The 26,709-nt window shown below is 66.5% G+C and carries 27 protein-coding genes and 1 riboswitch; of the genes, 9 read left to right on the top strand and 18 right to left on the bottom strand.

Annotation, left to right across the window (positions count from 1 at the left end; translation table 11 throughout):
- Window positions 1–100: 100 nt before the first annotated feature.
- Window positions 101–700, bottom strand: a complete 600-nt coding sequence (locus tag WFK61_RS01525) for a TetR/AcrR family transcriptional regulator (protein WP_336809766.1) — start codon at window positions 698–700, stop codon at window positions 101–103.
- A gap of 18 nt (window positions 701–718) precedes the next feature.
- Between WFK61_RS01525 and WFK61_RS01520 the strand changes: the two genes are divergently transcribed.
- Window positions 719–1,306: an anthrone oxygenase family protein gene (locus tag WFK61_RS01520; RefSeq protein ID WP_336809765.1), complete on the top strand. Its 588-nt coding sequence runs from the start codon at window positions 719–721 to the stop codon at window positions 1,304–1,306.
- Here the strand turns inward: WFK61_RS01520 and WFK61_RS01515 are convergent.
- The 5 genes from WFK61_RS01515 to WFK61_RS01495 form a co-directional block, all read right to left on the bottom strand.
- Entirely contained in the window at window positions 1,303–2,085 is a 783-nt protein-coding gene (locus tag WFK61_RS01515; protein WP_336809764.1) for a GNAT family N-acetyltransferase, read from the bottom strand. The two genes, WFK61_RS01520 and WFK61_RS01515, sit on opposite strands and share 4 nt — an antisense overlap.
- Window positions 2,086–2,105: 20 nt before the next feature.
- Entirely contained in the window at window positions 2,106–2,555 is a 450-nt protein-coding gene (locus tag WFK61_RS01510; protein ID WP_336809763.1) for a GNAT family N-acetyltransferase, read from the bottom strand.
- Between the two features lie 73 nt (window positions 2,556–2,628).
- Window positions 2,629–2,859 (bottom strand): hypothetical protein, encoded by a 231-nt coding sequence (locus tag WFK61_RS01505; RefSeq protein WP_336809762.1) that lies wholly within the window; start codon window positions 2,857–2,859, stop codon window positions 2,629–2,631.
- A gap of 489 nt (window positions 2,860–3,348) precedes the next feature.
- Window positions 3,349–3,834 (bottom strand): peroxiredoxin, encoded by a 486-nt coding sequence (locus tag WFK61_RS01500; RefSeq protein WP_336809761.1) that lies wholly within the window; start codon window positions 3,832–3,834, stop codon window positions 3,349–3,351.
- A gap of 53 nt (window positions 3,835–3,887) precedes the next feature.
- Window positions 3,888–4,751: a protein-disulfide reductase DsbD domain-containing protein gene (locus WFK61_RS01495; protein WP_336809760.1), complete on the bottom strand. Its 864-nt coding sequence runs from the start codon at window positions 4,749–4,751 to the stop codon at window positions 3,888–3,890.
- A gap of 250 nt (window positions 4,752–5,001) precedes the next feature.
- Between WFK61_RS01495 and WFK61_RS01490 the strand changes: the two genes are divergently transcribed.
- Window positions 5,002–5,622 (top strand): YqgE/AlgH family protein, encoded by a 621-nt coding sequence (locus tag WFK61_RS01490; protein WP_336809759.1) that lies wholly within the window; start codon window positions 5,002–5,004, stop codon window positions 5,620–5,622.
- 153 nt (window positions 5,623–5,775) lie between these two features.
- Here WFK61_RS01490 and WFK61_RS01485 read toward each other — a convergent pair whose 3' ends face one another.
- The 12 genes from WFK61_RS01485 to coxB form a co-directional block, all read right to left on the bottom strand.
- A complete protein-coding gene (locus WFK61_RS01485; protein WP_336809758.1) occupies window positions 5,776–8,715 on the bottom strand; it encodes an EAL domain-containing protein in 2,940 nt (979 codons plus the stop codon).
- A 77-nt stretch (window positions 8,716–8,792) separates the two neighbouring features.
- Entirely contained in the window at window positions 8,793–9,392 is a 600-nt protein-coding gene (locus tag WFK61_RS01480) for a GNAT family N-acetyltransferase (protein WP_336809757.1), read from the bottom strand.
- 6 nt (window positions 9,393–9,398) lie between these two features.
- Window positions 9,399–10,706 (bottom strand): M16 family metallopeptidase, encoded by a 1,308-nt coding sequence (locus WFK61_RS01475; RefSeq protein ID WP_336810091.1) that lies wholly within the window; start codon window positions 10,704–10,706, stop codon window positions 9,399–9,401.
- A 29-nt stretch (window positions 10,707–10,735) separates the two neighbouring features.
- A complete protein-coding gene (gene thrC / locus WFK61_RS01470; RefSeq protein WP_336809756.1) occupies window positions 10,736–12,151 on the bottom strand; it encodes a threonine synthase in 1,416 nt (471 codons plus the stop codon).
- Window positions 12,152–12,222: 71 nt separating this feature from the next.
- Window positions 12,223–12,990 (bottom strand): SURF1 family protein, encoded by a 768-nt coding sequence (locus WFK61_RS01465; protein ID WP_336809755.1) that lies wholly within the window; start codon window positions 12,988–12,990, stop codon window positions 12,223–12,225.
- Window positions 12,987–13,361 carry a DUF983 domain-containing protein gene (locus WFK61_RS01460; protein ID WP_336809754.1) on the bottom strand — a complete coding sequence of 125 codons (375 nt, stop codon included), beginning with the start codon at window positions 13,359–13,361 and terminating at the stop codon, window positions 12,987–12,989. Before WFK61_RS01460 ends, WFK61_RS01465 begins: the two co-directional genes overlap by 4 nt.
- A 134-nt stretch (window positions 13,362–13,495) precedes the next feature.
- Window positions 13,496–14,356 carry a cytochrome c oxidase subunit 3 gene (locus WFK61_RS01455; RefSeq protein WP_336809753.1) on the bottom strand — a complete coding sequence of 287 codons (861 nt, stop codon included), beginning with the start codon at window positions 14,354–14,356 and terminating at the stop codon, window positions 13,496–13,498.
- A 54-nt stretch (window positions 14,357–14,410) separates the two neighbouring features.
- Complete coding sequence (locus WFK61_RS01450) at window positions 14,411–15,022, bottom strand: cytochrome c oxidase assembly protein (protein WP_336809752.1); 612 nt, start codon at window positions 15,020–15,022, stop codon at window positions 14,411–14,413.
- The gene (locus WFK61_RS01445) at window positions 15,022–15,195 is read right to left on the bottom strand and encodes a hypothetical protein (protein WP_336809751.1); all 174 of its coding nucleotides are present in this window, start codon (window positions 15,193–15,195) and stop codon (window positions 15,022–15,024) included. Before WFK61_RS01445 ends, WFK61_RS01450 begins: the two co-directional genes overlap by 1 nt.
- Window positions 15,192–16,136, bottom strand: a complete 945-nt coding sequence (locus WFK61_RS01440) for a heme o synthase (protein ID WP_336809750.1) — start codon at window positions 16,134–16,136, stop codon at window positions 15,192–15,194. Before WFK61_RS01440 ends, WFK61_RS01445 begins: the two co-directional genes overlap by 4 nt.
- Before the next feature lie 240 nt (window positions 16,137–16,376).
- On the bottom strand, window positions 16,377–17,999 hold the full coding sequence (gene ctaD / locus WFK61_RS01435; RefSeq protein WP_336809749.1) for a cytochrome c oxidase subunit I: 1,623 nt from the start codon (window positions 17,997–17,999) through the stop codon (window positions 16,377–16,379).
- 19 nt (window positions 18,000–18,018) lie between these two features.
- Window positions 18,019–18,897 carry a cytochrome c oxidase subunit II gene (coxB, locus tag WFK61_RS01430; RefSeq protein ID WP_442896243.1) on the bottom strand — a complete coding sequence of 293 codons (879 nt, stop codon included), beginning with the start codon at window positions 18,895–18,897 and terminating at the stop codon, window positions 18,019–18,021.
- A gap of 391 nt (window positions 18,898–19,288) precedes the next feature.
- Here coxB and WFK61_RS01425 point away from each other — a divergent pair, with 391 nt between their 5' ends.
- From WFK61_RS01425 to WFK61_RS01395, 7 genes are all read left to right on the top strand, one after another.
- Window positions 19,289–19,753, top strand: a complete 465-nt coding sequence (locus WFK61_RS01425; protein ID WP_336810089.1) for an invasion associated locus B family protein — start codon at window positions 19,289–19,291, stop codon at window positions 19,751–19,753.
- Complete coding sequence (locus tag WFK61_RS01420) at window positions 19,750–20,349, top strand: hypothetical protein (RefSeq protein WP_336809748.1); 600 nt, start codon at window positions 19,750–19,752, stop codon at window positions 20,347–20,349. The genes WFK61_RS01425 and WFK61_RS01420 overlap by 4 nt, the downstream gene beginning before the upstream one ends.
- 78 nt (window positions 20,350–20,427) lie before the next feature.
- Window positions 20,428–20,518, top strand: a riboswitch (glycine riboswitch).
- Between the two features lie 162 nt (window positions 20,519–20,680).
- The gene (gene gcvT, locus WFK61_RS01415) at window positions 20,681–21,835 is read left to right on the top strand and encodes a glycine cleavage system aminomethyltransferase GcvT (RefSeq protein WP_336809747.1); all 1,155 of its coding nucleotides are present in this window, start codon (window positions 20,681–20,683) and stop codon (window positions 21,833–21,835) included.
- Between the two features lie 35 nt (window positions 21,836–21,870).
- Window positions 21,871–22,245 carry a glycine cleavage system protein GcvH gene (gene gcvH, locus WFK61_RS01410; protein ID WP_336809746.1) on the top strand — a complete coding sequence of 125 codons (375 nt, stop codon included), beginning with the start codon at window positions 21,871–21,873 and terminating at the stop codon, window positions 22,243–22,245.
- 161 nt (window positions 22,246–22,406) lie between these two features.
- Window positions 22,407–23,747: an aminomethyl-transferring glycine dehydrogenase subunit GcvPA gene (gene gcvPA / locus WFK61_RS01405; RefSeq protein ID WP_336809745.1), complete on the top strand. Its 1,341-nt coding sequence runs from the start codon at window positions 22,407–22,409 to the stop codon at window positions 23,745–23,747.
- Window positions 23,747–25,318 (top strand): aminomethyl-transferring glycine dehydrogenase subunit GcvPB, encoded by a 1,572-nt coding sequence (gene gcvPB / locus WFK61_RS01400; RefSeq protein WP_336809744.1) that lies wholly within the window; start codon window positions 23,747–23,749, stop codon window positions 25,316–25,318. The genes gcvPA and gcvPB overlap by 1 nt, the downstream gene beginning before the upstream one ends.
- 125 nt (window positions 25,319–25,443) lie before the next feature.
- A complete protein-coding gene (locus WFK61_RS01395) occupies window positions 25,444–26,703 on the top strand; it encodes a L,D-transpeptidase family protein (RefSeq protein ID WP_336809743.1) in 1,260 nt (419 codons plus the stop codon).
- The last annotated feature ends 6 nt before the right edge of the window (window positions 26,704–26,709 follow it).

The raw sequence follows: 26,709 nt of genomic DNA, 5'->3' as shown, positions 1-26,709 counted from the left end.
GAAGGGCAGCCTTGCGAAAGCCAACGGGCGGCCGGACCGTAATCCGCTCGGAGCCTCAAGCTCGGGCACGCGCCGGCATGGCGCCGTTCAAGCCGGGGCGCTAGTCTCCGCACAGCTTCCGGAAGGCCGAAACCGCGCTGGCGGCTCGCGCACCGATCTCCGCCTCGCTGGGCTGTTCCAGCGTGCGGATGACGCGCCTGATTTGCTGGTCGCCGATCAGAAGGCAAAGGAACCACTCGGTCGCCTCGCGCGCTGACGGGGCATTCAGCTCGCCGTCAGCTATTCCGCGTGCGATCAGCGTTTCGATCAGCGGAAAGACGGTGCTGCGACCGGCGAGATTGATCGTGGCACCCAGCTCTCCCGTTTCGTCGGAAGCGGCGGCTCGGTTCAGCAGGATCGCCTTCTCGCCCAGCAGCATCGAGAGCAGGATCGGTGCGATCCCCTCCAGCGTGGAGATAGCATCCCTCCCGTCTTCTATCGCCGACTGCAACGTGTCCGCTGTCGCCTGCGCGTTCCGCTCGACCATCGCTGCGAGCAGTCCGCGCTTGCTGCCATACCAGCGATAGAGCGTCTCGTTCGAGGCTTTCGCCTCCTTGGCGATGGCCAGCATCGACACCCCGCCATAGCCGCGCTCCCGGATCAGCCGATAGGCCACGGCCTCGATCTCGCGCTGGCGCTCCGTCCTGCTCTCGTCCCGCATGCCGATCTCCGCCGCATCTTGATCGAATCCGTATCTCTATGTACGGATAAATCAAGTGTACTAGTGTGTACGGATAGGGGCGGCGCCATGGCCAATCTGCTCGTGATGATATCGACGGCGTCGATCCTGCTCTGCGGCGCGATCTTCGGTTTCTTTTATGCCTGGGTCTGTTCGACGATGTGGGGGCTGGATCAGGCCGATCCGCGCGTCGCGATCGCCGCGATGCAGGCGATGAACGCATCGGTGCGCAACATCACCTTCTTCCCGGCCTTCTTCCTGACCCCGGTGGCTCTGGCGCTGACGGCGCTCGCCCTGTTCCTGTTCCGTCAGCGGCAGGCGGCGTGCTGGTTCATGGCTGCGGCCGTCATCTACGCGGCTTTCGGGCTCGGCCTCACGATGCTCGTCAACGTTCCGATGAATGAGGCGTTGGCGAAGGTCTCACCCGTTCCGTCGGATATCGACGCGGCCCGGGATATCTGGGCCGGTTATTCCGGCCGCTGGCAGGTCTGGAATCAGGTTCGCACGGTTGCTTCGGGGCTGGCACTGGCCTGCGCCGCTTTCGGGTTGACGCGGTTGCAGTTCACCGGACCGAAAGCTGGAAGCTAGCGCTCGTGCAGATAATGGCTCAGCCGCAGGAGTGGTTTCATGTCGAGCGACTGCGCCAGGCGGATCGAGGCGACGTTGTCCTCATGCACCTGATAGCGGGCCAGCAGCCCGCGCCGCTTCAGCTGGTCGAGCGCTGCCGCGACCACGCGCGCCCCGAGGCCGCGTCCGCGCTGGTCGGGCCGCGTGACCACGCCGCCGATCTCCCAGACATTGCCATAGCTCTCGAAGGCGAGGCAGACGGAAAGCGGCTCATCGCGTGAGCCGACCACGCATGTGAAGGCGCGTCCATCCGCCAGCAGCGGCGAGAGCCAATCCCGCTCATGATCCTGCGTGCGATAGAGCGCGTACATCGCATTCGTGGCGCTGCTCGCGACGAGGACGCCATCGTGATCGCCAACGCGCTCCGGCGACGTGAATGACAGGAAGCTGGTCTTGCGCACGAGCGGATAGCGCGGGTGGACGGCGTCGTGCTCGGCCGTGCTGCCGAGCTTGAAGACGACGCCGCCATCTATCGGCAACTCGTCCAGCAGCGCTTCCGTCAGTGCGGTGTCGTCGCTGCGGAGGAGGGCGGCATGGGCGGCCGTCGGATAGGTCTTGCGGTCGTAGTCGCTGGCGGCGGTGTCGAGCAGGACGAGCGTCGCCGTGCCGGCCGGCGAGAGCCGTTGAAGCGCCCGCGTATGCTGCGGAAAAGCCTGCAGGTGCTTCAGCAAGACCACATTGCCGAGCGGATCGGCGCCGAGCCGCTCGATGATCTCAGCCTTGTCCCGGATCGCGATCACGCTCGCTCCGGCCGGGTCTCTCAGCCCAGCGGCTGGCGGTAGACGATGAAGCCGGACTTGTCGGCGACCTTGTCGTATAGCGCCTGTCCCTGCAGGTTGGATTCATGCGTCTGCCAGTAGACGCGGTAGCAGTTCTTCGCCCGCGCCATCTGGTTCACGGCCTCGATCAGCTTGCGGCCGACGCCGGCGCCGCGCGATTCCGGCACGGTGAACAGGTCCTGCAGGTAGCAGATCGGCTTCTCGCTCCAGGTCGTGCGGTGGAGCACCCAGTTGACCATGCCGAGCGGCTTGTCGCCTTCGAAGGCAAGAAAGCCGCCCATCGGCTCCTCGCCGCCGGTCAGGCGCCCGAAGGTGATCGCGTCGATCTCCGGCGGCAGCGTCGCCTTGTAGAAGGTCAGGTAGCCATGCCAGAGCGGCGTCCAGGCCTCCCGGTCGGTCGCGGCAAGCGGGCGAATGGTGATCTCGGCCATCGGTGTTCTCCTCCGGCCCGGAAGCTAGCTTTGGTTTTCCGGCTTGTCTCATGACAAGCGCAGATCGGATCGATCAGTTGGGCTGGTCTGACGCCAGGAAGCGCTCGACAGCGCTGGCGCTCAAGGCCTGAGCGGGATCTTCTCTCCAAAGATCGAGAATGATAGCCGCCAGGCGGGTCCTCGCCCGGCTCTGCTGCTGGCCGCCGACGGTGTTGACGCTGTTCACCGCCATCCAGGCGGCGTCGAACGCGCCAGCCAATTTTGCCAGCTCCGCAGGTTCGACAACGGCGCTTTGAAACGGCATGTCCTCCTCCATGTGCCGGAGAAGTGGAGCAATTTAAGAGGCGGTGCACTCCTCGCAATGTCAAAAGCTAGGTCGGCTTCCGCCCCTTTGCCGTCATTCCATCGCCGCATAACAACAGCCACGGGATGCAGCGTTGCGGAAGTTTATTTTGGCTTTATCACATAGTATAAAGCAAAATGCAGGGCGCATGCGGCAAAGAACACCGCCAGAACGCCGACCCAAGGCTTGATTTCTATAAAAACAAACATCAGCAAATATGAGGATATAAATATAAAAAGCATATCAATTATGTAGAGTAGCGCCATATCAAATTACTCTCCAATTAGGATACCTCATCGTGCGCCAGATAGGTTAAAGGCGCCTTCTTACCCTTCCAAGCGTCATTCCGTCCGCTTCCGGCCCTCTGCAGACATTTGCTCGATCCGGCCAGCCAACAAAAAGCCCGCGCAGCGCCTGCGCGGGCTCCAATCTCTCTCCGTGCCCTCGGGCTCAGAGCTTGGCGAGCATCGCCTCGGCGCCGGAGGCTTCCGCCTTGCCGGCGGCTTCCTCGACGCTGAGCACCTTCACGGTGCCGTCCTCGACCAGCATCGAATAGCGCTGTGAGCGGGTGCCGAGGCCGAAGCCCGAGCCGTCCAGCGAGAGGCCAATTTCCTTGGCGAAATCGGCGTTGCCGTCCGAGAGGAACTCGATCACGCCGGCGCCGCCGGTCGCCTTCGACCAGGCCTCCATGACGAAGACGTCGTTGGTGCTGGTGACCATGATGGCGTCGACGCCCTTGGCCTTGATCTCGGCTGCCTTCTCCAGATAGCCGGGCAGGTGGTTGCGGTGGCAGGTCGGGGTGAACGCGCCGGGCACGGCGAAGAGCACCACCTTCTTGCCGCTGAACAGGTCGTCCGTCGTGCGCGCGGCGGGGCCGTCGGCGGTCATGACGCGGAACGTCGCCTGGGGAAGCTTGTCACCCACCTTGATGGTCATGAGCCTGTCTCTCCGTGAAGCCTGCGGCCAGAGGGGCCGCCCAGCTTGAGGGATTAGGGCTTTGAGGCGGGGATGTCGAGGTCGAGCCGCGTCTCGATCGGCCGCGGCGTGCCGCGCACGGTGAAGATCAGCGGAACCGGGCCGGCCACGCCTTTCGGCCGCTCGTCGATCCGGATCTGGGCGAGGACCGTGCCGTCCGCCTGCGGCGTCAGGCGGGACTTGCCGAAGGACCACATGCCCGAGCCTTCGACGAAGATGTCCTCGATCCTGCCTTCCGGCGGCGGCTGCAGGATGAGGCGCAGGCCGGGATCGACCACGCTGTCGTCTGGCGCGGCCTCGACGATCGCGATCTTCTCCTTATGGGCGCCGGGCTTGACCGGAACCGGCACGCGCGCTTCGAAGCTTTCGAGCCGCGGCGAGGTCACGGTGGTCACGCCGGGTTCGAGCCAGAGGCTGGCCTCGCCCTTTGCGGGTATGCAGATCTTCTCGCAGACCGCATAGTCGAGCTTGAGCACGACGAGGACCGGCCGCGACGGATCGACCGGCTGGACCGAGATCGGGATCACGACCTCGCCGACATAGCCGATGGAATAGCCGGCCGAATCCTGGAAGCGCTCGGGCACGGGCCAACGCACGTCGAGCCCGCCGATATTGGTCGAGCCCGACCAGTCGAAGGCCGGCGGCACGCCGAACTGCCCGGGGCTGCGCCAATAGGTCTTGTAGCCCGGCGACATCACGATCTCGACGCCGACGCGCTGCTTGCCGGTCGATGTGGTCGGCCCGGCGATCAGGCGCAGCTTCGCGTGCTCGCTCGCGGACCATGGCGACGTCGCGGCCTCGTTGGGTGTTTCCTGCGCGTGCGGGGCGGGGCCGAGCGTCAGGGGCAGCAGCGCCAGCAGGGGAAGGATGCGGTTCACGGGCCCAGCCTTTAACGATCGCGAGCCTGAAAAGCGAACAAAACCTGTCTTCCTCCGCCGGTCGGCGCCTGAACGATCTCGCGGCAACATCGCGCAGGATTGGGGCACAATCGCGATAGGGGCGGCCCCACGTGGCATGACGCTGCCGGTGCACGCGAACGTGATCGGGAGCGGGGCGCAGCCGCGAAGGCGCTCCTCGGCACCATCGGCCTCAGCCAAGTCTTGCCGAGACTCCCCGACAGCCTCTAGCATGAGCCTCATGAAAATCGGCTCACAATCGCGCGTCGGCGGCCGCAGCTATCTCGATGGGCAATGCCTGATCGCGATGCCGGGCATGGCCGATACACGCTTCAGCCGCAGCGTCGTCTATGTCTGCGCCCATTCCGAGGACGGGGCGATGGGCATCATCGTCAACAAGCCGGCGGGCGATACGAAATTCCCGGAGCTGCTCGTCCAGCTCGACGTGATTCCCTCCGAGGAGGTGATCCGCCTGCCGAGTCGGGCCGAGCGCATGCAGGTGCTGCGCGGCGGCCCGGTCGAGACCAAGCGCGGCTTCGTCCTGCATACCGCCGATTTCTTCCTGGAATCGGCGACCTTGCCGATCGACGAGGGCATCTGCCTGACCGCGACGCTCGATATCCTGCGCGCCATCGCCAATGGCGACGGGCCGGAGAACGCGGTGCTGGCGCTGGGCTATGCCGGCTGGGCCGCAGGACAGCTGGAGGCCGAGATCCAGTCGAACGGTTGGCTGCATTGCGCCGCCGATCCCGAACTGCTCTTCGACGAGAGTGTCGAGACCAAGTACCAGCGCGCCCTCGGCAAGATCGGCATCGACCCGGCCTTCCTGTCGCGTGAGGCGGGGCACGCTTGATCCCTTCTCCCCTTGGGGGAGAAGGTGTCTGCGAAGCAGACGGATGAGCGAAGGGCCGCACGAACGGCCCTTTTTCTGTTTCTGCGATGTGGTGCTGCCCTCATCCGTCAGCGCTGCGCGCTGCCACCTTCTCCCCCGAGGGGAGAAGGATTCTTAAGCCACCTCGGTGGCAGCCGCAGCCGCTGCGCCCATCAGGCGCCGCGCCTCCGCCGCCGTCATCGGCTGGCCGAAGATGTAGCCCTGCGCGTATTGGCAGCCGAGCTGGTAGAGCTCGATCGCATCGGACTCGCTCTCCGCGCCTTCGGCGACGACATCCATGTGCAGATCGGCGGCGAGCTGCACGATCGAGCGCAGGATCACCGGCGGGCGGCCATTGCCCATCTGGCGCACGAAGCTCTGGTCGATCTTGATCGTGTCGAACGGGAAGCGCTGCAGGTAGGACAGCGAGGAATAGCCCGTGCCGAAATCGTCGAGCGAGAGGCCGGCGCCGAGATCGCGGATGCGCTGCAGCATCTGCGCGGCATATTCCGGATTCTCCATCACGAGGCTCTCGGTGATCTCGAGCTTGAGCGTGCCCGGCAGCACGCGGCGGCGCCCGAGCACGGTCTTCACGTCATGCAGCAGGTCGTGGCGCAGCAATTGCCGGCTTGAGACGTTGACGCTGGCGAAGATCGGCGGGTCGACTTCGAGCGCCGCCTGCCAGGCCTCCAGCTCGCGCGCCGTCTTGTCCATGACATAGACGCCGAGATCGACGATCAGCCCGGTCTCCTCGGCGATGGCGAGGAAATCCTGCGGCATCAGGCGGCCTTCGCGCGGATGGTCCCAGCGCACCAGCGCCTCGAAGCCGGCGATGGTGCGGTCCTCCAGCCGGACGATCGGCTGGTACATGACCTGGATCTCGTTGCGCTCGATCGCGCGGCGCAGGTCGCTTTCGAGCGCGAGCCGGTCGTTGCGGTCGGTCCGCATCGCCGGCACGAAGACCTCGATCTTGTTGCCGCCCTGGCGCTTGGCATGGGCCATGGCGAGCTCGGCGTTCTTCAGCGCGTCTTCCTTGCGCGAGGCCGGCGCCGGGTCGAACAGGGCCAGACCGATCGAGGGCGTCAGCACGATCTCGCGCTCGGCATAGGTGATCGGCGTCGAGACGGCGCGGCGCACCAGCTCGGCCAAGGCCAGGATGCGCTCGGGATCGCGCTCGGAGACCAGGATCATCGCGAAGGTGTCGCCGCCGATGCGGGCGAGCGTGTCCTGCGCCCGCAGCAGGCGGCCGAGACGGCGCGCCAGCGTCAGCAGGATCGAATCGCCGGCCGAGAAGCCGACGGATTCGTTGACCTGCTTGAAGCGGTCGACATCGATGACGAGCACGGTCGGGCGGATATTGTCGTCGGCGCGGGTGAAGCCGAAGATTGCGCCGAGCCGGTCCTGGAACAGCTTGCGGTTGGGCAGGCCGGTCAGGTTGTCATGGACCGCGTCGTGCAGCAGGCGCTCCTGCGCGGTGCGCTGCTCGGTGACGTCGGCCAGCGTGCCGATGACGCGGATGACCTCGCCGTCCGAGCCGATCACCGGCCGCGCCTTCACGTTGATCCAGTGATAGGCGCCGTTGGCGGAGCGCAGGCGCAGGTCGAGATTGAGCTTGCCGCGGCGCTGTTCCAGCACGGCATCGAGCGTGACGCGGTAGCGGTCGCGATCGGCGACATGCATGTGTTCCAGCCAGCGCACGGCCGAGCCTTCGAGCGAGCCCTTCGGCAGGCCGAGCAGCGTCTCGATCTGCGGGGAGACGAAGACCTTGTCGGAGCTGACATCCCAGTCGAAGACGAGGTCGCCCGAGCCGGAAAGCGCGAGCGCCCGGCGCTCGGTATCGGACACGAGCCCCTGCGAGATCGCCCCGCCGGCGAAGGCGTGCTGGATCACGGTGAACCCGATCAGCAGCACGATCAGGACGAGGCCGCCCAGCAGGGCAGGCGCCACCAGATCGCGCTGGAACTGCCCGGTCACGGTGAAGCTGGCGGCGGTGACCCAGACGGCGAGCAGGAACCAGGTCGGGATCAGCATCACCGCCCGCTCGTAGCCATGCGTCGCCAGATGCACGACGAGGATGAAGCCGATCGCCGCGACGGCTGCGATCGAGATGCGCGCGATGCCGGACGCCATCGGCGCGTCGAAGACGGCAAGCCCGACCAGACCGGCCAGACCGAGAATCCAGAGCAGCGTCACATGGCCGTAGCGCACATGCCAGCGCGACAGGTTGAGATAGGCGAAGAGGAAGACGAGCAGCGTCGCCGCCAGCACGACCTCCGCGCCGGCGCGATAGATTCGCTCGATCGCCGGGGTCAGCGGGAAGAGACGCTGGAAGAAGCCGAAATCGAGGCCGGCATAGGCCAGCACCGCCCAGGCCAGTGCCGCCGCGGCCGGGAAGATCACCGCGCCCTTGACCACGAAGATGATGGTCAGGAACAGCGCCAGCAGGCCGGCAATGCCGATGATGATACCCTTGTAGAGGGTCAGGCCGTTGGTCTTCTGCCGATAGGCTTCGGCCTCGTAGAGATAGAGCTGCGGCAGGTTCGGCGACTTGAGCTCGGCGACGAAGGTGACCGTCGTGCCGGGGTCGAGCGTGATCAGGAAGACGTCGGCGTCGGGGCTGGGCTCGCGATCGGGCGCGAGGCCCTGGCTCGCCGTTACGGCCTCGATGCGCTTGTCGCCGAGATCGGGCCAGATCACGCCGGAGCCGATCAGCCGGTGGAAGGGCGCGACCAGCAGGCGGTCGATCTGCTCGTCGGAATCGTTGGTGAGCGCGAAGACGATCCAGTCCGGACGCGCGCCGGCCTCTCGGGCCTTCACAGCGATGCGCCGGACGATGCCGTCCGGGCCCGGAGCGGTCGAGATCTGGATGACGTCGCCGTCGGACTTGTTGCGCTCGACGACATTGGTCAGGTCGATCACGGGAGCATCGACCGGGACGCGCACCGGCTCGACGGCCTGGGCCGGGAGGACTGCAGCGCAGAACCACAGGACAAGGCCGGCCAGGGCGAGGCCGACCCTTAAGATGCGCGCGGAAATGGACAAGCTGTGCTCGGCTATCAGGCGGGAAGCGATCATTCGCAATTTAACGAAAAGCCCTATCGGCCGCTCATGGCAAGGGCAAGGCGGAGCGGGGCTGTGGTCAACCGCCGCAGTCACGGCCGGCTTCCGGGCAAGGTGTCGGTGGAGAGTACGGCATAGAGCAGGTGGTCGGCCCAGTTGCCGTTGATCTTGAGATAGGCCCGCGCCAGTCCCTCGTGCTGGAAGCCGACGCGCTCCAGCAGGCGCCGCGACGGCTCGTTATTGGGCAGGCAGGCGGCCTCGACACGGTGCAGCGCGAGGTCGGAGAAGGCGAAGCGCACGGCGCCGCGCACGGCCTCCGTCATATGGCCCTTGCCGGCATGGCGCCGGCCCATCCAGTAGCCGAGCGTGCAGGCCTGCGCGACGCCGCGCCGGATCAGCCCGAGCGTCAGCCCGCCGATCAGGGTTTCGGTCCCCGTCTCGAAGATGAAGAGCGAATAGGCCTCGTCGGTCGAGATCTCGCGGGTGGCGCGCTTGGCGCGCAGGCGGAACGAGGCGCGGGTCAGGTCGTCCTCGTTCCAGGTCGGCTCCCAGGGCGTCAGGAATTCCCGGCTTTCCATGCGCAGCAGTGCCCAGGCCGCGTGATCGCTGGCCTGGGGCGCGCGCAGATAGAGGTTCGGCGTCCGGATCAGCGGGCGGCTTGGCGGCTCGCTCGGGAAACGGAAGAGCGCCATCGCCGGTCAGTCCGCCGCCCGGGCCGCGTGGCGCAGGCGCTTGGCCGGCGGCAGGCCATGGGTCGGACCCACCGCCGCGATGGTCGGCTGGTGCCCGAGCAGCGAGCGGCCGGCAGCGCGGACGTCGTCCAGCGTCACCGCATCGAGCCGGGCGGCCAATTCCTCGCGTGGGATCGCCCGGCCGAAGAGCAGAACCTGCCGCGCCATCTGCTCCAGCTTGCCGCCGGGGCTTTCGAGCGAAGCCAGCAGGCCGACCTTCATCTGGGCACGGGCACGGGCGACTTCCGCTTCGCTGACATCCTCCGCCGCCTGACGCAGGCAGCCGAGCGCGACCTCGATCAGTTCGCCCGCATCCTCAGGCGCCGTGCCGGCTCCGATGCCGAAGACGCCGCAATCGGAGAAGGGCCAGTGGAAGGCGTCGATCGCATAGGCGAGGCCGCGCTGCTCGCGCACCTCCTGGAACAGGCGCGAGGACAGGCCGCCGCCGAGCACAGAGGCGAAGATCTGCAGCGCGTAATGCTGGCCGCCCTTGAAGGGCAGGCCGGGCAGGCCGAGCACGAGATGGACCTGCTCCTCGTCGCTGCCGATGCGGGCCTCGCCGCCGCGATACTCGCCGGCTTCGCGCTCAAGAGGCTTGGCGGGCGCGGCCGGCAGCTTCGACAGATGCTCGCTTGCCAGCGCCACGAGCTCGTCATGGTCGACCGCGCCGGAAGCCGCGAGCACCATGTTGCCGGCATGGTAGTTGCGGGCGAGATAGGCGCGGATCGCGTCGGGCGTGAAGCCCTTCACCGTCTTGGCTGTGCCGAGGATCGGCCGGCCGATCGGCTGGTCGGGGAAGGCCGCCTGCAGGAAGCGATCGTAGACGAGATCGTCCGGCGTATCCTGCACGGCCGAGATCTCCTGCAGGATCACGCCCTTCTCGCGCTTCAATTCCTCCTCGGTGAGGGAGGGCGAGGTGATGATGTCGGCGAGGATATCGACGGCGAGGCCGAGATCCGAGCCAAGCACGCGGGCGGTGTAGCAGGTGTATTCGACGGAGGTCGCGGCGTTCAGATCGCCGCCGACGCTTTCGATCTCCTCGGCGATCTCCAGCGCGCTGCGTCGTGCGGTGCCCTTGAACGCCATATGCTCGAGCAGATGGGCGAGCCCATGCTCGTTCGGGAGCTCGTCGCGCGCGCCGGCGCCGATCCAGATGCCGAGCGAGACGGTGGCGGCATGGTCCATGCGCTGCGAGACGATGCGCAGGCCCGAGGGCAGGGTGGTCAGCGCGACATCGGGATCGTGAGGACCTTCCGGCCGCGCGGGCGCGGCCAGCTCGTGCTCGTCCACCGGGGCGGTCGCGCTCACGCCGCCGCTCCGCGCACGGCCCGCGCATGCTCGCGCACGAAGGCCTCAATCGTGCCGAGGTCGTTCGGCAGCAGTGTGACGCGCTCCTTGCGCTCCATCAGGTCGGCGAGATGGGCGGGCAGTGCCGGCTCGACGCCGCTCGCTGCCTTCACCGCCGCCGGGAACTTGGCGGGATGGGCGGTGCCGAGCACGATCATCGGCGTGGCGGAATCGCGCTTCAGCGCCTGCCGCGCCGCGCCGACGCCGATCGCGGTATGCGGATCAAGCAGATAGCCGGCCTCGGTCCAGCTCTTCCTGATCTCATTGGCGATCTCGTCCTCGCTCTGCGAGGCCGCGTCGAACTCGCTGCGGATGCGCTGGAGCGCCTCGGGCGCGATCTCGAAGCGGCCGGATTGCTGCAGAGACTGCATCAGGCGGCGCACGGCGGCGCCGTCGCGACCATGCGCTTCGAACAGGAGGCGTTCGAAATTCGAGGAAATCTGGATGTCCATCGAGGGCGAGGTCGTCGCCTGGACACCACGCATCTCATAGGCGCCGGTCTCCAGCGTGCGCGCCAGGATGTCGTTGCTGTTGGTCGCGATGCCCAGCCGCTCGATCGGCAGGCCCATCTGCTTGGCAACCCAGCCGGCGAGGATATCGCCGAAATTGCCGGTCGGGACGGTGAAGGAGACCTTCCGCCCCGGCCCGCCCAGCGAGACGGCCGCGGTGAAGTAATAGACCACCTGCGCCGCGATGCGCGCCCAGTTGATCGAGTTGACGCCGGAGAGCCCGATCTCGTCGCGGAAGGCGTGATGGTTGAACATCGCCTTCACGAGGTTCTGGCAATCGTCGAAAGTGCCCTCGACCGCGATGGCATGGACGTTGTCGGCATCGACCGTGGTCATCTGCCGGCGCTGCACGTCCGAGACGCGGCCCTGCGGATAGAGGATGAAGACGTCGACGCTTTTCAGCCCCTTGAAGGCATCGATCGCCGCGCCGCCGGTATCGCCAGAGGTTGCGCCGACGATGGTCGCGCGCTGGCCGCGCTGGCCGAGCACATGGTCCATCAGCCGCCCGAGCAACTGCATCGCCACGTCCTTGAAGGCGAGCGTCGGGCCGTGGAACAGCTCCAGCACGAAGAGATTGTCGCCGATCTGCGTCAGCGGGCAGACGGCCGGATGGCGGAAGCCGGCATAGGCCTCGCGGATCATGCCGGACAGCGCGCCGCTCTCGATATCGCCGTCGGCGAGCGCGCCGAGCACGCGTTCGGCCACTGCCGTATAGGGCTTGCCGGCGAAACCGGCGATCTCCGTGGTCGAGAGTTTGGGCCAGCTCTGCGGCAGGTAGAGTCCGCCATCGCGGGCGAGCCCGGTCAGGAGCGCGTCGGAAAAGCTGAGCGCCGGGGCTTCACCCCGGGTGGAAACATGCAGCACGATCTTGGCCTCGGTGGTCTCAGCCTGATGCTATAGGCCGGTCCGGCGCTTTGGGCAAAACCGTTGCGCGTTCAGCCCGCCGCCGCTCCCTTCCGCGTCTGCCAGACCCAGGCCGCGAACACCCCGAGCAGCGTCAGTGCCAGCCCGAACCAGGTCAGCGCGTATTGCAGGTGGTTGTCCGGGATGCGCGCGATCAGCTCGCGCACATCGACGCCGGCCGGTGGCGTCATGCCGTCGCCCTCGCGGGCCGCTTCCAGATAGAACGGTGCGGGTGGCTGGCCGAGCGCGGCTGCGATCGCGGCGGGGTCGCGCGTGTAGAACTCGCGGATCGCCGGGAGGTCCTGCGGGGTGAAGCTGTTGCGGCTCTCCGGCGCCCGCAGGAAACCCTTGATCGTGTCGGGGCCGCTGGCCGGGCCGACCTGGCCGAGCCGGCCTTCCGGCACGAAGCCGCGATTGACCAGGATGATTCCGCCATCCTCCAGCTTGAACGCCTGGAAGACCCAGCGTCCGAAACCGGACAATTGCCGGCTGCCTGGCGGACCGGCGGCGATCGTGGTGCGCACGCCGGCGATCCGGTCGTCGATATAGCTGCCCTTGGCGACGACATGGGTCAGATCGAGCGCGGCAGGATCGAGCTTCGCCCAGCTCGCGCTCGGTGGCATCGGTGCCGGCCTTCCGGCCGCCTGTTCCCGAAGGCGGTCGATATAGGCGTGCTTCTCGCCCATGCGCTGGAGCTGCCAGGTGCCGAGCGTGCACAGCACCACCGTGCCGACGACCGTCAGCAGCGTCGGCAGCAGCAATCCGGGCCTGCGAGGTGCGGGGGACGACACGGCGGTCACGATTCGCGTCTGCCTTCCTCGGCCTTGTGGGCGTATTGCAGGGCGACGGCGAGCCCCTTCATCGGCCTGAGCAGGCCGAGGCAGAGCACGATGGCCAGCGGCAGCCAGATCATCAGGTGCAGCCAGATCGGCGGCTCATAGGCGATCTCGACATAGAGGGCCGCGCCCAGCACGATAAAGCCGGCGATCAGCATGATGAACACGGCCGGGCCGTCGGCCGAGTCGGCAAATTTGTAGTCCAGCCCGCAGGCATTGCAGCGCGGCTTGAGCTTGAGGAAGCCGTCGAACAGCGCGCCTTCGCCGCAGCGCGGGCAACGACCCGCCAGCCCCGTCGAATAGGGGGAGGGGAGTGTGGGTTCAGGACCGGCCATTGCAGCCTCCCAGAGCATAGACCCGAAAAGTGGAATCCGGCTTTCGGATCGATGCGAAATCAAAGGACCTAAGCAGGAAAGGCGGCCTCGCGGCCGCCTTTCAGACGTTGACCGCGAGGGCGCGGTAAGCGGCGTCAGTGTCCGGCAGCAGGCGCGCCCGCTGCCCAGACATAGATCGCGGCGAACAGGAACAGCCAGACCACGTCGACGAAGTGCCAGTACCAGGCGGCGAACTCGAAGCCGAGATGCTGGTCCGGCTTGAAGTGACCGAGATAGGCCCGGTAAAGGCAGACCGCCAGGAAGATGGTGCCGATGATGACATGCGCGCCGTGGAAGCCCGTCGCCATGAAGAAGGTGGCGCCGTAGATGTGGCCCTTGAAGCCGAAAGTGGCGTGCGAATACTCGTAAGCTTGGCAGATCGTGAACAGGACGCCGAGGATCACGGTCAGCCACAGCGCCTGCTTCAGGCCGGCGCGATCGTTGTTGATCAGGGCGTAGTGCGCCCAGGTCACGGTCGTGCCCGAGGTCAGCAGGATCAGCGTGTTGAGCAGCGGGAGGTGCCAGGGATCGAAGGTCTCGATGCCCTTCGGCGGCCAGTGCCCGCCAGTGAAATCGTAGCGCAGATAGTTGATCTGCTCGCCGGCGAAGAGGCTGGCATCGAAGAAGGCCCAGAACCAGGCGACGAAGAACATCACCTCGGAGGCGATGAACATGATCATGCCGTAGCGGTGATGGAGCTGCACCACGCGGGTGTGGTGCCCTTCCTTCTCGGCCTCGCGGATCACGTCCATCCACCAGGCGAGCATGGTGTAGAGCACGCCGAGCAGGCCGGCGCCGAACACCAGGGGGCCGAGATGCATGCCGCCGACCGGCAGCGCCTTCATCCACATCACCGCGCCGATCGCCATGATCGTCGCGCTGGCGGCGCCGACGAGCGGCCACGGGCTCGGATCGACGAGGTGGTAATCGTGGTGCTTCGTATGGGCCCCGGCCATCGTATTCAGTCTCCGCGTACGGCGTCTTGTCCGCGCTTTTGATCTAGCGTGGTTCTACAGTTTCGGATTGCCCGCGTCACCCTTGACGGGGCCGGCCTTGTCCTCCGCGACGGGCTGGCCCGACTTGGAGGCGAAATAGGTGTAGGACAGCGTGATGGCGTGGACCCCGTCGAGCTCGCGGTTTTGAGCGATTTCGGGGTCGATATAGAACACCACCGGCGCCTCGAAGCTCTCGCCGGGCTTCAACGTGTGCTCTGTGAAGCAGAAGCACTGGATCTTGACGAAATAGGCCGCGCCCTTCTCGGGGGCGACATTATAGGTCGCGATGCCCGTGACCGTGCGGTCCGAGCGATTCGTCATCTTGTAGAACACGGTCTGGGTCTCGCCGACCCTGACCTTGATCTCCGGGCTTTCCGCCTCGAATTTCCAGCCGAGACCCGGCGCGACATTGGCGTCGAAACGCACCGCCATCGTGCGGTCGAGAATCTTGCCGGCGCCGGCCGTGCCCGTCATCGGCGTGCCGCCGAAACCGGTGACCTTGCAGAACAGGTCGTAGAGCGGCACCGCCGCGAAGGAGGCGCCGAGCATGCCGAAGGCAACGCCGGCGCAGATCAGCGCGGTGCGCGCCGGATTGCCCTTGCGCTGCTGGGGGGCGGGCGCCGTCATCACAGCGGCCGGTTCAGGATCGCGGGGCCGGTCTTCACCAGCGTGACCACGAAGAAGAAGATCACGAGCCCGCCGAGCACCAGCGCCAGCGCGATCGAGCGGCGGCGGCGGCGTGCCATGTCCTCGGGCGAGAACGGGGCCGGAGCGGCCTGCTGAGGGCGCTGATCGCTCATCCGATCACCTTCGGCAGCGCCCACATCAGCCCGAAAGCATTCTCGACGAGCAGCACGGCGAACAGCAGGAAGAGATAGAGGATCGAGAAGCCGAACAGCGACCAGCAGGCCTTGGTCGCGGCGGGGCCTTCGGTCCGCAGCCAGACCTGGATCGACAGCGCGATCATGACGAGCCCGGTCGAGACCGAAACGGCGAGATAGAGCAGGCCGCCGAAGCCCATCAGAGCCGGCAGGACGGCGACCGGCGCCATGATCAGCGAATAGAGCACGATCTGCCGGCGGGTCGCGGCCGGGCCGGCGACGTTCGGCATCATCGGGATGCCGGCGCGGGCGTAGTCGCGCGATTTCACCAGTGCCAGCGCCCAGAAATGCGGCGGGGTCCACAGGAAGATGATCGCGAACAGCACAAGCGAGTGCCAGCCGAAATCGCCGGTCACGACGGCCTCGCCGATCATCGGCGGGAAGGCGCCGGCGGCACCGCCGATCACGATGTTCTGCGGCGTCCAGCGCTTCAGCCACATCGAATAGACGACGGCGTAGAAGAAGATCGTGAAGGCCAGCATCGCCGCTGAGAGCGCGTTCGCGACAAGGCCGAGCACCAGCACGGAACCGATCGAGAGCGTCAGCCCGAAGGCCAGCGCTTCCGAGGGCAGGATGCGGCCCGACGGAATCGGCCGCTTGGCGGTGCGGCTCATCAGCGCGTCGATATCGGCGTCATACCACATGTTGAGGCAGCCGGACGCGCCGGCCCCGACCGCGATCGCCAGGAGCGCGGCAAGGCCGAGCACGGGATGCACGGAGCCCGGCGCGGTGGCCATGCCGGTCAGCGCCGTCACGATGACCAGCGACATCACGCGCGGCTTCAGCAGCGCGAAGAAGTCACGCGCTTCGCCGGTGGAGGCTGTCAGGCTCTCGGTGCGGGTCTCGAACGCAGCAGACATCGGTTGAATCGTCTTCGTACTCTTGTGAACGGCGCCCGTGGGCGCGGGGTCTTCGCGGCGATGGTTGCCGCCCGTCTCCGGAACGCTCCTTGGAGCGCTCGGGGGAAGGGCGGCGGCGGGTCGTGGGACCCGCCGCCTCAAGCATCGGACCGAAAAGTGGGACCCACTTTTCGGAAAAATCGGATGCTCTAGCAGTCGGCGAGATCATCGCGCGTCCATCGACGCGCGATGATCGAAGTCTCAGTGGTCCGAGCCGGTGATGCGCGGCAGCGTCTCGAACTGGTGGAACGGCGGCGGCGAGGACAGGGTCCACTCCAGCGTCGTCGCGCCTTCGCCCCACGGATTGTCACCGGCAAGCTGCTTCTTCGTGAAGGCGACCACGAGGCCGTAGAAGAAGATCAGCAGGCCGAAGGCAAAGATGTAGGAACCGATCGACGACCAGAAATGCCATCCCGCGAAGGCGTCCGGATAGTCCACATAATGACGCGGCATGCCGGCGAGCCCGAGGAAGTGCTGCGGGAAGAACAGCAGGTTCGCGCCGACGAAGGCGACCCAGAAGTGCAGCGTGCCGATCCAGTCCGGGATCACGTAGCCGCTCATCTTCGGGAACCAGTAGTAGAAGCCCGCGAAGATGCCGAACACGGCGCCGAGCGACAGCACGTAGTGGAAGTGCGCCACGACGTAATAGGTCGCGTGCAGCGAGCGGTCGACGCCGGCATTGGCCAGCACCACGCCGGTGACGCCGCCGACGGTGAACAGGAAGATGAAGCCCATCGCCCAGACCATCGGCGCGGTGAAGCGGATCGAGCCGCCCCACATCGTCGCGATCCAGGAGAAGATCTTGATGCCGGTCGGGACCGCGATGACCATCGTCGCGAACACGAAATAGCGCTGCGTGTTGAGCGACAGGCCGGCGGTGTACATGTGGTGCGCCCACACGATGAAGCCGACGACGCCGATCGCGACCATGGCGTAGGCCATGCCGAGATAGCCGAAGATCGGCTTCTTCGAGAAGGTCGAGATGATGTGGCTGACGATGCCGAAGGCCGGCAGGATCATGATGTACACTTCGGGGTGACCGAAGAACCAGAACAGGTGCTGGTACAGGATCGGATCGCCACCGCCGGCCGGATCATAGAAGGTCGTGCCGAAGTTGCGGTCGGTCAGCAGCATGGTGATCGCGCCAGCGAGGACCGGCAGCGACAGGAGCAGCAGGAAGGCCGTGACCAGCACGCCCCAGGCGAACAGCGGCATGCGGTGCATGGTCATGCCCGGCGCGCGCATGTTCAGGATCGTGGTGATGAAGTTGATCGCGCCCAGGATCGAGGCGGCACCGGCAAGGTGCAGCGACAGGATGCCGAAATCGACCGACGGACCCGGGTGTCCGGATGTCGAGAACGGCGGATAGACCGTCCAGCCCGTGCCGACGCCCTTGGCGCCCGGCGCGCCCTCGACGAACATCGAGATGATCATCAGGATGAAGGCGGCGACCGTCAGCCAGAACGAGATGTTGTTCATGCGCGGGAAGGCCATGTCCGGCGCGCCGATCATCAGCGGCACGAACCAGTTGCCGAAGCCGCCGATGACCGCGGGCATGACCATGAAGAAGATCATGATCAGGCCGTGGCCGGTGACGAAGACGTTGTAGCTCTGGCCGTTGGCGAAGATCTGCAGGCCGGGCTGCTGCAACTCGATGCGCATCATGATCGAGAGGAAGCCGCCGACGAGACCCGCCATGATCGAGAAGATCAGGTAGAGCGTGCCGATGTCCTTGTGGTTGGTCGACAGGAGCCACCGGCGCCATCCGGTCGGATGGTCGTGATGGGCCTCGTCATGGCCGTGAGCGTGAGCCGCTGTTGCCATCGTTCTTCTCCTCGGCGACTTACTTGGACGCGGCAGCAAACTTGCTGCCCGCATCTTCGGCATTGGCGAATTTCTGCTTCGCTTCCGCGAGCCAGGCGGCATAGCGCTCCTGGCTGACGACGCGGACGGCGATCGGCATATAGGCGTGGTCCTGGCCGCAGATGAACGAGCACTGGCCGTAATAGATGCCTTCGCGCTCGGCCTTGAACCAGGTTTCGTTCAGGCGGCCGGGAATGGCGTCGATCTTGATGCCGAAGGACGGGACCGTGAACTTGTGGATGACGTCGGAGGCGGTGACCTGGACGCGGACGATCTTGCCGACCGGGATGACGGCCTCGTTGTCGACGGCGAGCAGGCGCGGCGCCTCGGCTTCGGCGATACGCTTGCTGGCGATCGCCTTGGCGCGCTCTTCCTCGTTCAGCATCAGCGAATCGAAGGTGAAGCCGCCGCTCTCCTTCGGGTACTCGTAGGTCCAGCGCCACTGGTTGCCGGTGACCTTCAGGGTCATGTCGGACTGCGGCACTTCGAGCTGCAGCTTGAGCAGGCGGAACGAGGGGATAGCGATCACGACGAGGATCAGGACCGGGATCACGGTCCAGGCCACTTCGAGCAGCGCGTTATGCGTGGTCTTGGAGGGGACCGGGTTCGCCTTCTCGTTGAAGCGGAAGACGACATAGATCAGCAGCGCCAGCACGAAGAGCGTGACGATGGCGATGATGATGTTCAGCCAGTCATGGAACCAGTGGATGAACTCGGCGACGGGCGTGACGGCGCCCTGCAGGTTCATCTGCCAGGGAGACGGCATGCCGGTGCCGGCGAGCGCCGGGACGGTCGCCAGCGCTGCGACGGCAAGGGCCGTGGCGGCCGCTGTTGCAAAAGTCCTGCTCAGAAATCGCATCGATCCGACATGCTCCTCAATCGACTTGCATGGGAGCCGACCGGCTTTGCCCCACGCATGAAGGGGCGACCGTGAAGTCGCCTCATTCTTCGAGATTGCGATAAATCAAAGATCACGCTTGCGCCAGAGGGGCAATGAAGACTGCCCCCATCCACAGTGCGGCAAAATCGCACGAGGCCTTGACGAAGCGCCGGGGCGGGCGTTCCGCCTTGACAGGACCCACCCTGCATGGTCCGAACGCGTTTTATGTTGAGGAGCGGCGGGATTCTCTGGCGCGGTCGGCGTTTTGCCTGAATTCTGCGCTTCTGCTGCGGTTTCACGGTCCGGTTTGGAAGGGATGGCAGGGATGATGAGGATCATCGGAGCGGCAGGCGCCCTGGCGCTGGCGCTCATGGGGACGAGCCTCGCCGCCGGCTCCGCTTTCGCGCAGGGCGCGGTGCGCTCAACACATGGCGACTGGCAGATGCGCTGCGAGGTGCCGCCGGGCGCCAAGGCGGAGCAGTGCGCGCTCGTCCAGAACGTCGCCGCCGAGGACCGGCCGAATCTGACGCTTCTCGTCATCGTGCTGAAGACGGCGGACCAGAAGAGCCGGCTGCTGCGCGTCGTCGCCCCGCTCGGCGTGCTGCTTCCCTCCGGGCTCGGCCTCAAGATCGACGACAAGGATATCGGCCGCGCCGGCTTCGTGCGCTGCCTGACCACCGGTTGCGTGGCGGAGGTCGTCATGGACGATACCCTGCTCGGCCAGCTCAAGGGCGGCAAGAGCGCGACTTTCATCGTATTCCAGACGCCGGAAGAGGGGGTGGGCGTGCCCGTTTCCCTCAATGGCTTCGGCCCGGGCGTGGAGGCGTTGCCGTGATCGATCAGACTGTGTTCGCGAGCCGTTGGCTTGCCCTGCCGTTGCTGTGCCTCGGCCTTGCCGGTTGCGGCGCGGGTTCCTCTTCCGGAGGCAATACCGCGCTCAACGTCATCATGTTCCAGTCCACCACACCCCCCCCGGCCGACCAGCTGCCGAAGGACGACGAGCAGGACCAGCAGCTCGTCTGCCCGGAGGTCATCATCGCCGATGGCGGCGCCGCGATCCGCGCCCAGTCGGGTCAGGATTCGAGCGGCCTGCGCTACCAGATCTCGATCACCAACGTCGCGCGCGAATGCACCGCGACCGGTAACGGCACCTTCCGCCTCAAGGTCGGCGTCGAGGGGCGCGTTCTGCTCGGCCCGGCCGGCGGTTCCGGCAGCTACGGCGCCACGCTGACGACCACTGTGATGCGCGGGACGAGCGTCCTCGGTAAGCGCAGCGCGCGCGTCGGCGCGACGATCCCGTCGGGCCAGGGCGGCGCCGACTTCACCCATGTCGAGGAAGGCATCATGGTGCCGGCCGGCAAGGGCGACGTCGAGATCTTCGTCGGTCTGGGCGGTGGCGGGCCTGCCGCGCCGGCGCGTCGCCGCCGCTGATCGAGGCAGGGTTTGCCGTGAAAGACGACGGCGCGCCGATTGACTCAATCGGCGCGTCTTGTATCTGTGCCGAAGCCGCATATCCCCGCGGGAGAGACCGGGCTTCGAGCCCGGCGCCGAAGGCGCAACCGCCCCGGAAACGCTCAGGCAAAAGGGCCGCTGGGGATTTGGCGCTCTGGAAAGCGGCGGGCAGCGATGCCCGCCCACCGACGGGTGTAACTCGTCCGATCTTATGGGTCGGGTGGGGAAATCTCTCAGGTGCCGAGACAGAGGGGGCGCGTTCCGGACACTATCGTCCGGGGCTTGCGCTTGACTCTGGGAGGGGCATGCCATGGCTGCCGAGGCCAATACCGATACTGCCGGCGCTGCTGCGCCGCTGAAGACCCCGCTGCATGCGCGCCACGTCGCGCTTGGCGCCCGCATGGTGCCCTTCGCCGGCTACGACATGCCGGTGCAGTATCCTGCGGGCATCCTGACCGAGCATAACTGGACGCGCGAGAAGGCCGGGCTCTTCGACGTCTCGCATATGGGCCAGTGCTTCCTGATCGGCCCCGATCACGAGACCACGGCCAGGGCGCTCGAAGCGCTGATCCCCGCCGATATCGTCAACCTCGCCCCCGGCAAGCAGCGCTACTCGCAGCTCCTCAACGAGGAAGGCGGCATCCTCGACGACCTGATGGTGACGCGCTCGATCGATCCCGACGAGGATGGCGCGCTCTATGTCGTCGTCAACGCCGCCTGCAAGGATGCCGACTACGCCCATATCGAGGCGCGCCTGCCGGCGAATGTGAAGCTGGTCAAGGCCGAGCATCGCGGCCTGATCGCGCTGCAGGGCCCCGGCGCCGAGGCGGCGCTCGCCGCGATCGCTCCCGAAGCGGCCGAGATGGGCTTCATGTCCTCGCGCACCATGAAAGTCGCCGGCATCAAGGCGAATGTCAGCCGCTCCGGCTATACCGGCGAGGACGGCTACGAGATCTCCGCCGCCGCCAACAAGATCGGCGACATCTGGGACACGCTGCTACTCGACGGCAACGTCAAGCCGATCGGCCTCGGCGCCCGCGATTCGCTGCGTCTCGAAGCCGGCCTGTGCCTCTACGGCCATGACATCGACACCACGACCTCGCCGATCGAGGCCGCGCTCAACTGGTCGATCCAGAAGCGCCGCCGCGAGGAGGGCGGTTTCCCCGGCGCCGCGCGCGTCCAGCGCGAGCTGGCGGAAGGCGTCTCACGCATTCGCGTCGGCCTGAAGCCGGAAGGCCGCGCCCCGGCTCGTGAGGGCACCGAGATCGCGACGCCCGAGGGCGAGGTGATCGGCGTCGTGACCTCCGGCGGTTTCGGCCCGACGCTCAACGGCCCCTGCGCCATGGGCTATGTCGCCAAGGCTCATTCCGCGCCGGGCACGCAGCTCAACCTGATCGTTCGCGGCAAGTCGCTGCCGGCCGTCGTGGCGACGATGCCTTTCGTGCCGAACGGCTACAAACGCTGACCCCTTTTCCAGACAACTGACGCCAGGAGGAAACCATGGCCGAGACCCGCTACAGCAAGGACCACGAATATATCCGCATCGAGGGTGACGTCGGCACCGTCGGCATCTCCGACTACGCCCAGTCCCAGCTCGGCGACGTCGTCTTCGTCGAGCTCCCGAGCGTCGGCAAGGCGCTGGCCAAGGGCGGCGAAGCCGCCGTGGTCGAGAGCGTCAAGGCGGCGTCCGAGGTCTATGCCCCGGTTTCCGGCGAGGTCGTCGAGGTCAATGGCGAGCTCGAGGCGGCGCCCGGCACCGTCAACGAGGACCCGGCCGGTAAGGGCTGGTTCCTGAAGATCAAGATCAAGGACGCCGGCGAGCTCGACGCCCTGATGAACGAGGCCGAATACCAGGACTACGTGAAGTCGCTCTGATCGGGTGTCGTCCCGCACGCGCCGCAGCACGTAAGTGCTGCCGCGCAGATGCGGGACCGCCATCAGGATAAGGCGCCTTCTCGTCGCACGATCCCGTGTCTGCGCAGCGGCATTCCATGCCGCAGCGCGCACGGGATGACACCCCGAAACGGAATCACCCCATGCGCTATCTCCCGCTCACCGATACCGACCGCGAGGACATGCTCGCGCGGATCGGCGTCTCCGATGTCGACGCGCTGTTCAGCGACGTGCCGGCCGGCAAGCTGCTGAAGGCCCCGGTCGATCTGCCCCGCGCCAAGGGCGAGCTCGAGGTCGAGCGCATCCTCGGCAAGATGGCGGGCAAGAACACCGCTGCCTCCGCCGTGCCCTTCTTCGTCGGCGCCGGCGCCTACAAGCACCATGTTCCGGCGACGGTGGATCACTTGATCCAGCGCTCGGAGTTCCTGACCAGCTACACGCCCTATCAGCCCGAGATCGCGCAGGGCACGCTGCAATATCTCTTCGAGTTCCAGACCCAGGTCGCCGCGCTGACCGGCATGGAGGTCGCCAACGCCTCGATGTATGACGGCTCGACCGGCACCGGCGAGGCCGTGCTGATGGCGCATCGCGTCACCAAGCGCCGCAAGGCGGTGCTGTCCGGCGGCCTGCATCCGCATTACACCGCGGTCGTCGAGACCCTCTCCGAGATGGCCAATGACGAGGTCGTGGTCCTGAAGCCCGATGTCTCGGCCAACGAGGACATCCTCTCCCAGATCGACGACAGCACCTCCTGCGTCGTCGTCCAGTCGCCGGACGTGTTCGGCAACCTGCGTGACTTGAAGCCGATCGCCGAGAAGGCCCATGCCCATGGCGCGCTGCTGATCGCGGTCTTCACCGAGGTTGTCTCGCTCGGCGCCGTCGTGCCGCCCGGCGCTCAGGATGCCGATATCGTCGTCGGCGAAGGCCAGTCGATCGGCAATGCCCTGAACTTCGGCGGCCCTTATGTCGGCCTCTTCGCCGCCAAGTCGAAATATATCCGCCAGATGCCGGGCCGGCTCTGCGGCGAGACGGTCGATTCGACCGGCCAGCGCGGCTTCGTGCTGACGCTCTCGACGCGCGAGCAGCATATCCGCCGCGACAAGGCGACCTCGAACATCTGCACCAATTCCGGCCTCTGCGTGCTGGCTTTCACCATCCACATGACGCTGCTGGGCCAGACCGGTCTTGCACGTCTTGCCGAGGTGAACCACGCCAACGCCGTGAAGCTCGCCGACGCGCTCGCTGGCGTCGAAGGCGTGACCGTCCTCAACGACAGCTTCTTCAACGAGTTCACCGTGAAGCTGAAGAAGCCCGCTGCCGAGGTCGTCGAAGTGCTCGCCGCCAAGGGCATCCTGGCCGGCGTTCCCGTCTCGCGACTCCTGCCCAAGGCCGGGCTCGACGACCTGCTGATCATCGCCTCGACCGAGGTGAATACCGATGAAGACCGGGCGGCCCTCGTGGCGGCGTTCGTGGAGGTGCTGTGATGTTGAACCGTCAGGGACGTCCCACCCAGGCCGGCGAGGCGGCTCACGCCGAGCACGCCACCTTCACCGGCAACAAGGCTCTCCAGCAGGTCGAGCCGCTGATCTTCGAGATCGGCCATCACGAGGCGACCGGCGTCGATATCGACAAGCCGGCGCCCTTCAAGTCGCGCCTCGGCAAGCATGCCCGCCAGGGCGAGATCGGCCTGCCCGGCCTCTCCGAGCCCGAGACGATGCGTCACTTCGTGCGCCTCAGCCAGAAGAACTACGGCATCGATACCGGGCTCTTCCCGCTCGGCTCCTGCACGATGAAGCACAATGCCCGCCTCAACGAGAAGGTGGCGCGGCTTCCGGGCTTCTCCGACGTGCATCCGCTGCAGCCGACCTCGACAGTGCCCGGCGCTCTCGACCTGATGCTGGAGCTCGCCCGCTACCTGATGACGCTGACCGGCATGCCGGCCGTCGCGCTGAGCCCCAAGGCTGGCGCCCATGGCGAGGCCTGCGGCATGATGGCGATCAAGGCCGCGATTGCCGCCAAGGGCGAGGGCGCGACCCGCAATGTCGTGCTCGTTCCCGAATCGGCCCATGGCACCAATCCGGCCACCGCAGCCCTGATCGGCTTCTCGGTGAAGGCGGTTCCGGCCCGTCCGGACGGCACCGTCGCGGTCGAGGACGTCAAGGCGCTGCTCGGGCCGGATATCGCCGCGATCATGCTGACCAACCCGAACACCTGCGGCATCTTCGAGCCTCAGATCGTCGAGATCGCTGCGGCGATGCATGAGGCCGGCGCCTATTTCTACTGCGACGGCGCCAACTTCAACGCCATCGTCGGCAAGGCCCGTCCCGGCGATCTCGGCGTCGACGCCATGCACATCAACCTGCACAAGACCTTCTCGACGCCGCATGGCGGCGGTGGTCCCGGTGCCGGTCCGGTCGTGCTCTCCGAGCGTCTGGCGCCCTTCGCGCCGGTGCCTTTCATTCATGTCGAGAACGGCAAGCCGCATCTGATCGAGTCGCGCGGCGAAGCGCCGGCGGGCAACCAGCCCTTCGGCCGCATGACCGCCTTCCACGGCCAGATGGGCATGTATGTCCGCGCGCTGGCTTACATGCTGAGCCACGGCTCGGACGGCATGCGCCAGGCCTCCGAGGATGCGGTACTGAACGCGAACTACATCCGCGCCGGCCTCGCCGACCTGATGTCGCTGCCCTTCCCGGATCACCCGTCGATGCACGAGGTATTGTTCGACGACGAGTGGCTGAAGGGCTCGGGCGTCTCGACGCTCGACTTCGCCAAGGCGATGATCGACGAGGGCTACCACCCGATGACGGTCTATTTCCCGCTCGTCGTCCACGGCGCCATGCTGATCGAGCCGACCGAGTCGGAATCGAAGGCGGCGCTCGACCTCTTCATCGCGACGCTGCGTGATCTCGCCATCGCGGCCAAGGGCAATGACAAGGAGCGCTTCACCAGCGCCCCGCATCACGCCCCGATCCGCCGCCTCGACGAGACCCGCGCAGCCCGTTCGCCGGTGCTGAAATGGGAAAAGCCGGCCCCCGCGCAGGCGGCGGAATAGGGCGTTCCCGACCATGCTGACGACATTCGTCAGCATGGTGAAGGGCGCGGGCAGCTTCTTAAGCATTCCTTGACCATGTCGCGGAATGATCCCCCGGTGCCGCTCTGTGCGGCCCGGGGGTTTTCATGTCTGCGCGTCCCTCCATCCTCGCTCTTGCGGCTGCTGCTCTGCTGGCCTCGACGGCGCTCGTGCGTGCCAACGAGCCGAGCTACGGCCCCAACACCTATGACCGCACGCTCGAGGCGCTGATCGCCCATGAGGACGTCGCCAACCGCGGCGGCTGGCCCAAGGTGCCGGCAAGCGCCAGCGCGCTGAAGCCGGATTCGCAAGGTCCGGATGTCGTCGCGCTGAAGCAGCGCCTGCTCGCCAGCGGCGATCTCGCGCCGGAAGCCGTGGCCGGCGATGTCTACGACGCGAACGTGGTCGAGGCGGTGAAGCGCTTCCAGCGCCGCCATGGCCTGTCGGATCTCGGCACGGTCGGGCGCCTGACCCTCAAGGCGATGAACACGCCGGTGGAATCGCGCCTGAACCAGCTCACCGCGACGCTGGAGCGCCTCAAGGGCAACGGCTTCAATTTCGCCAATCGCTATGTCGTGGTGAACATCCCCGGCGCCAGCGTCGAGGCGGTGGAGAACGGCACGGTCGCCCAGCGCCACCTCGCCATCGTCGGCCGGCCGGACCGGCCCTCGCCGGTGATCCAGGCCAATATCTCCTCGGTCAACCTGAATCCGTACTGGACGGTGCCGATGTCGATCGTGAAGGCCGACATCATCCCGCACATGCGCAAGGACCCGAGCTTCATCGCCAAGTCGAACATGAAATTGCTCGGCGCCGAGAACAAGGAAATCGACCCGGCCAGCGTCAACTGGGCGACCCTGAAGAACCCCTATTTCTACGTGCGCCAGGAGCCGGGCCCGACGAACTCGCTCGGCCAGATGAAGATCGACATGCCCAACAGCGATGCGGTCTACATGCACGACACGCCGAAGAAGACGCTGTTCCGCAACGACGTGCGCTTCAACTCCTCCGGCTGTGCCCGCATCGAGGGCGTCCGCGACCTCGGAGCCTGGCTGCTCGAAGGTTCGGAATGGAACCGCCAGTCGATCGAGGACGAGATCGCCAAGGGCGAACGCAAGAACATCACGCTGAAGAAGCAGGTTCCGGTCGCCTGGGTCTATCTCACCGGCTGGCAGGGCGCTGACGGGCAGGTGCAGTTCCGGGACGACATCTACGGGCTCGACACGCCGCAGGGCATTGTCACCTCGACGATCCAGCCGCGTAAGCCAAAGCCGAAGGCGGCCGTGGTCCCGCCTGCGCGGCCTGCCGCGGCGCCGATGGCGGCCTCAGGCAATCCGCCGGCCGCGACAGCGACGGCCAGCAACTGAGAACCC

It is taken from the genome of Allobosea sp. MMO-172 (genome assembly GCF_037147855.1).
Taxonomy (GTDB): Bacteria; Pseudomonadota; Alphaproteobacteria; order Rhizobiales; family Beijerinckiaceae; genus Allobosea.
This window is presented reverse-complemented; position numbering and strand designations above follow the sequence as displayed.

What these genes read in the sequence shown, in the direction of transcription:
- WFK61_RS01525 (WP_336809766.1), bottom strand. Translation starts at nt 700, where the DNA reads ATGCGGGACGAGAGCAGGACGGAGCGCCAGCGCGAGATCGAGGCCGTG.
- WFK61_RS01510 (WP_336809763.1), bottom strand. Translation starts at nt 2,555, where the DNA reads ATGGCCGAGATCACCATTCGCCCGCTTGCCGCGACCGACCGGGAGGCC.
- WFK61_RS01505 (WP_336809762.1), bottom strand. Translation starts at nt 2,859, where the DNA reads ATGCCGTTTCAAAGCGCCGTTGTCGAACCTGCGGAGCTGGCAAAATTG.
- WFK61_RS01500 (WP_336809761.1), bottom strand. Translation starts at nt 3,834, where the DNA reads ATGACCATCAAGGTGGGTGACAAGCTTCCCCAGGCGACGTTCCGCGTC.
- WFK61_RS01490 (WP_336809759.1), top strand. Translation starts at nt 5,002, where the DNA reads ATGAGCCTCATGAAAATCGGCTCACAATCGCGCGTCGGCGGCCGCAGC.
- WFK61_RS01485 (WP_336809758.1), bottom strand. Translation starts at nt 8,715, where the DNA reads ATGATCGCTTCCCGCCTGATAGCCGAGCACAGCTTGTCCATTTCCGCG.
- WFK61_RS01480 (WP_336809757.1), bottom strand. Translation starts at nt 9,392, where the DNA reads ATGGCGCTCTTCCGTTTCCCGAGCGAGCCGCCAAGCCGCCCGCTGATC.
- WFK61_RS01460 (WP_336809754.1), bottom strand. Translation starts at nt 13,361, where the DNA reads ATGGCCGGTCCTGAACCCACACTCCCCTCCCCCTATTCGACGGGGCTG.
- WFK61_RS01455 (WP_336809753.1), bottom strand. Translation starts at nt 14,356, where the DNA reads ATGGCCGGGGCCCATACGAAGCACCACGATTACCACCTCGTCGATCCG.
- WFK61_RS01450 (WP_336809752.1), bottom strand. Translation starts at nt 15,022, where the DNA reads ATGACGGCGCCCGCCCCCCAGCAGCGCAAGGGCAATCCGGCGCGCACC.
- WFK61_RS01445 (WP_336809751.1), bottom strand. Translation starts at nt 15,195, where the DNA reads ATGAGCGATCAGCGCCCTCAGCAGGCCGCTCCGGCCCCGTTCTCGCCC.
- WFK61_RS01440 (WP_336809750.1), bottom strand. Translation starts at nt 16,136, where the DNA reads ATGTCTGCTGCGTTCGAGACCCGCACCGAGAGCCTGACAGCCTCCACC.
- ctaD (WP_336809749.1), bottom strand. Translation starts at nt 17,999, where the DNA reads ATGGCAACAGCGGCTCACGCTCACGGCCATGACGAGGCCCATCACGAC.
- coxB (WP_442896243.1), bottom strand. Translation starts at nt 18,897, where the DNA reads ATGCGATTTCTGAGCAGGACTTTTGCAACAGCGGCCGCCACGGCCCTT.
- WFK61_RS01425 (WP_336810089.1), top strand. Translation starts at nt 19,289, where the DNA reads ATGGGGACGAGCCTCGCCGCCGGCTCCGCTTTCGCGCAGGGCGCGGTG.
- gcvT (WP_336809747.1), top strand. Translation starts at nt 20,681, where the DNA reads ATGGCTGCCGAGGCCAATACCGATACTGCCGGCGCTGCTGCGCCGCTG.
- gcvH (WP_336809746.1), top strand. Translation starts at nt 21,871, where the DNA reads ATGGCCGAGACCCGCTACAGCAAGGACCACGAATATATCCGCATCGAG.
- gcvPA (WP_336809745.1), top strand. Translation starts at nt 22,407, where the DNA reads ATGCGCTATCTCCCGCTCACCGATACCGACCGCGAGGACATGCTCGCG.
- gcvPB (WP_336809744.1), top strand. Translation starts at nt 23,747, where the DNA reads ATGTTGAACCGTCAGGGACGTCCCACCCAGGCCGGCGAGGCGGCTCAC.
- WFK61_RS01395 (WP_336809743.1), top strand. Translation starts at nt 25,444, where the DNA reads ATGTCTGCGCGTCCCTCCATCCTCGCTCTTGCGGCTGCTGCTCTGCTG.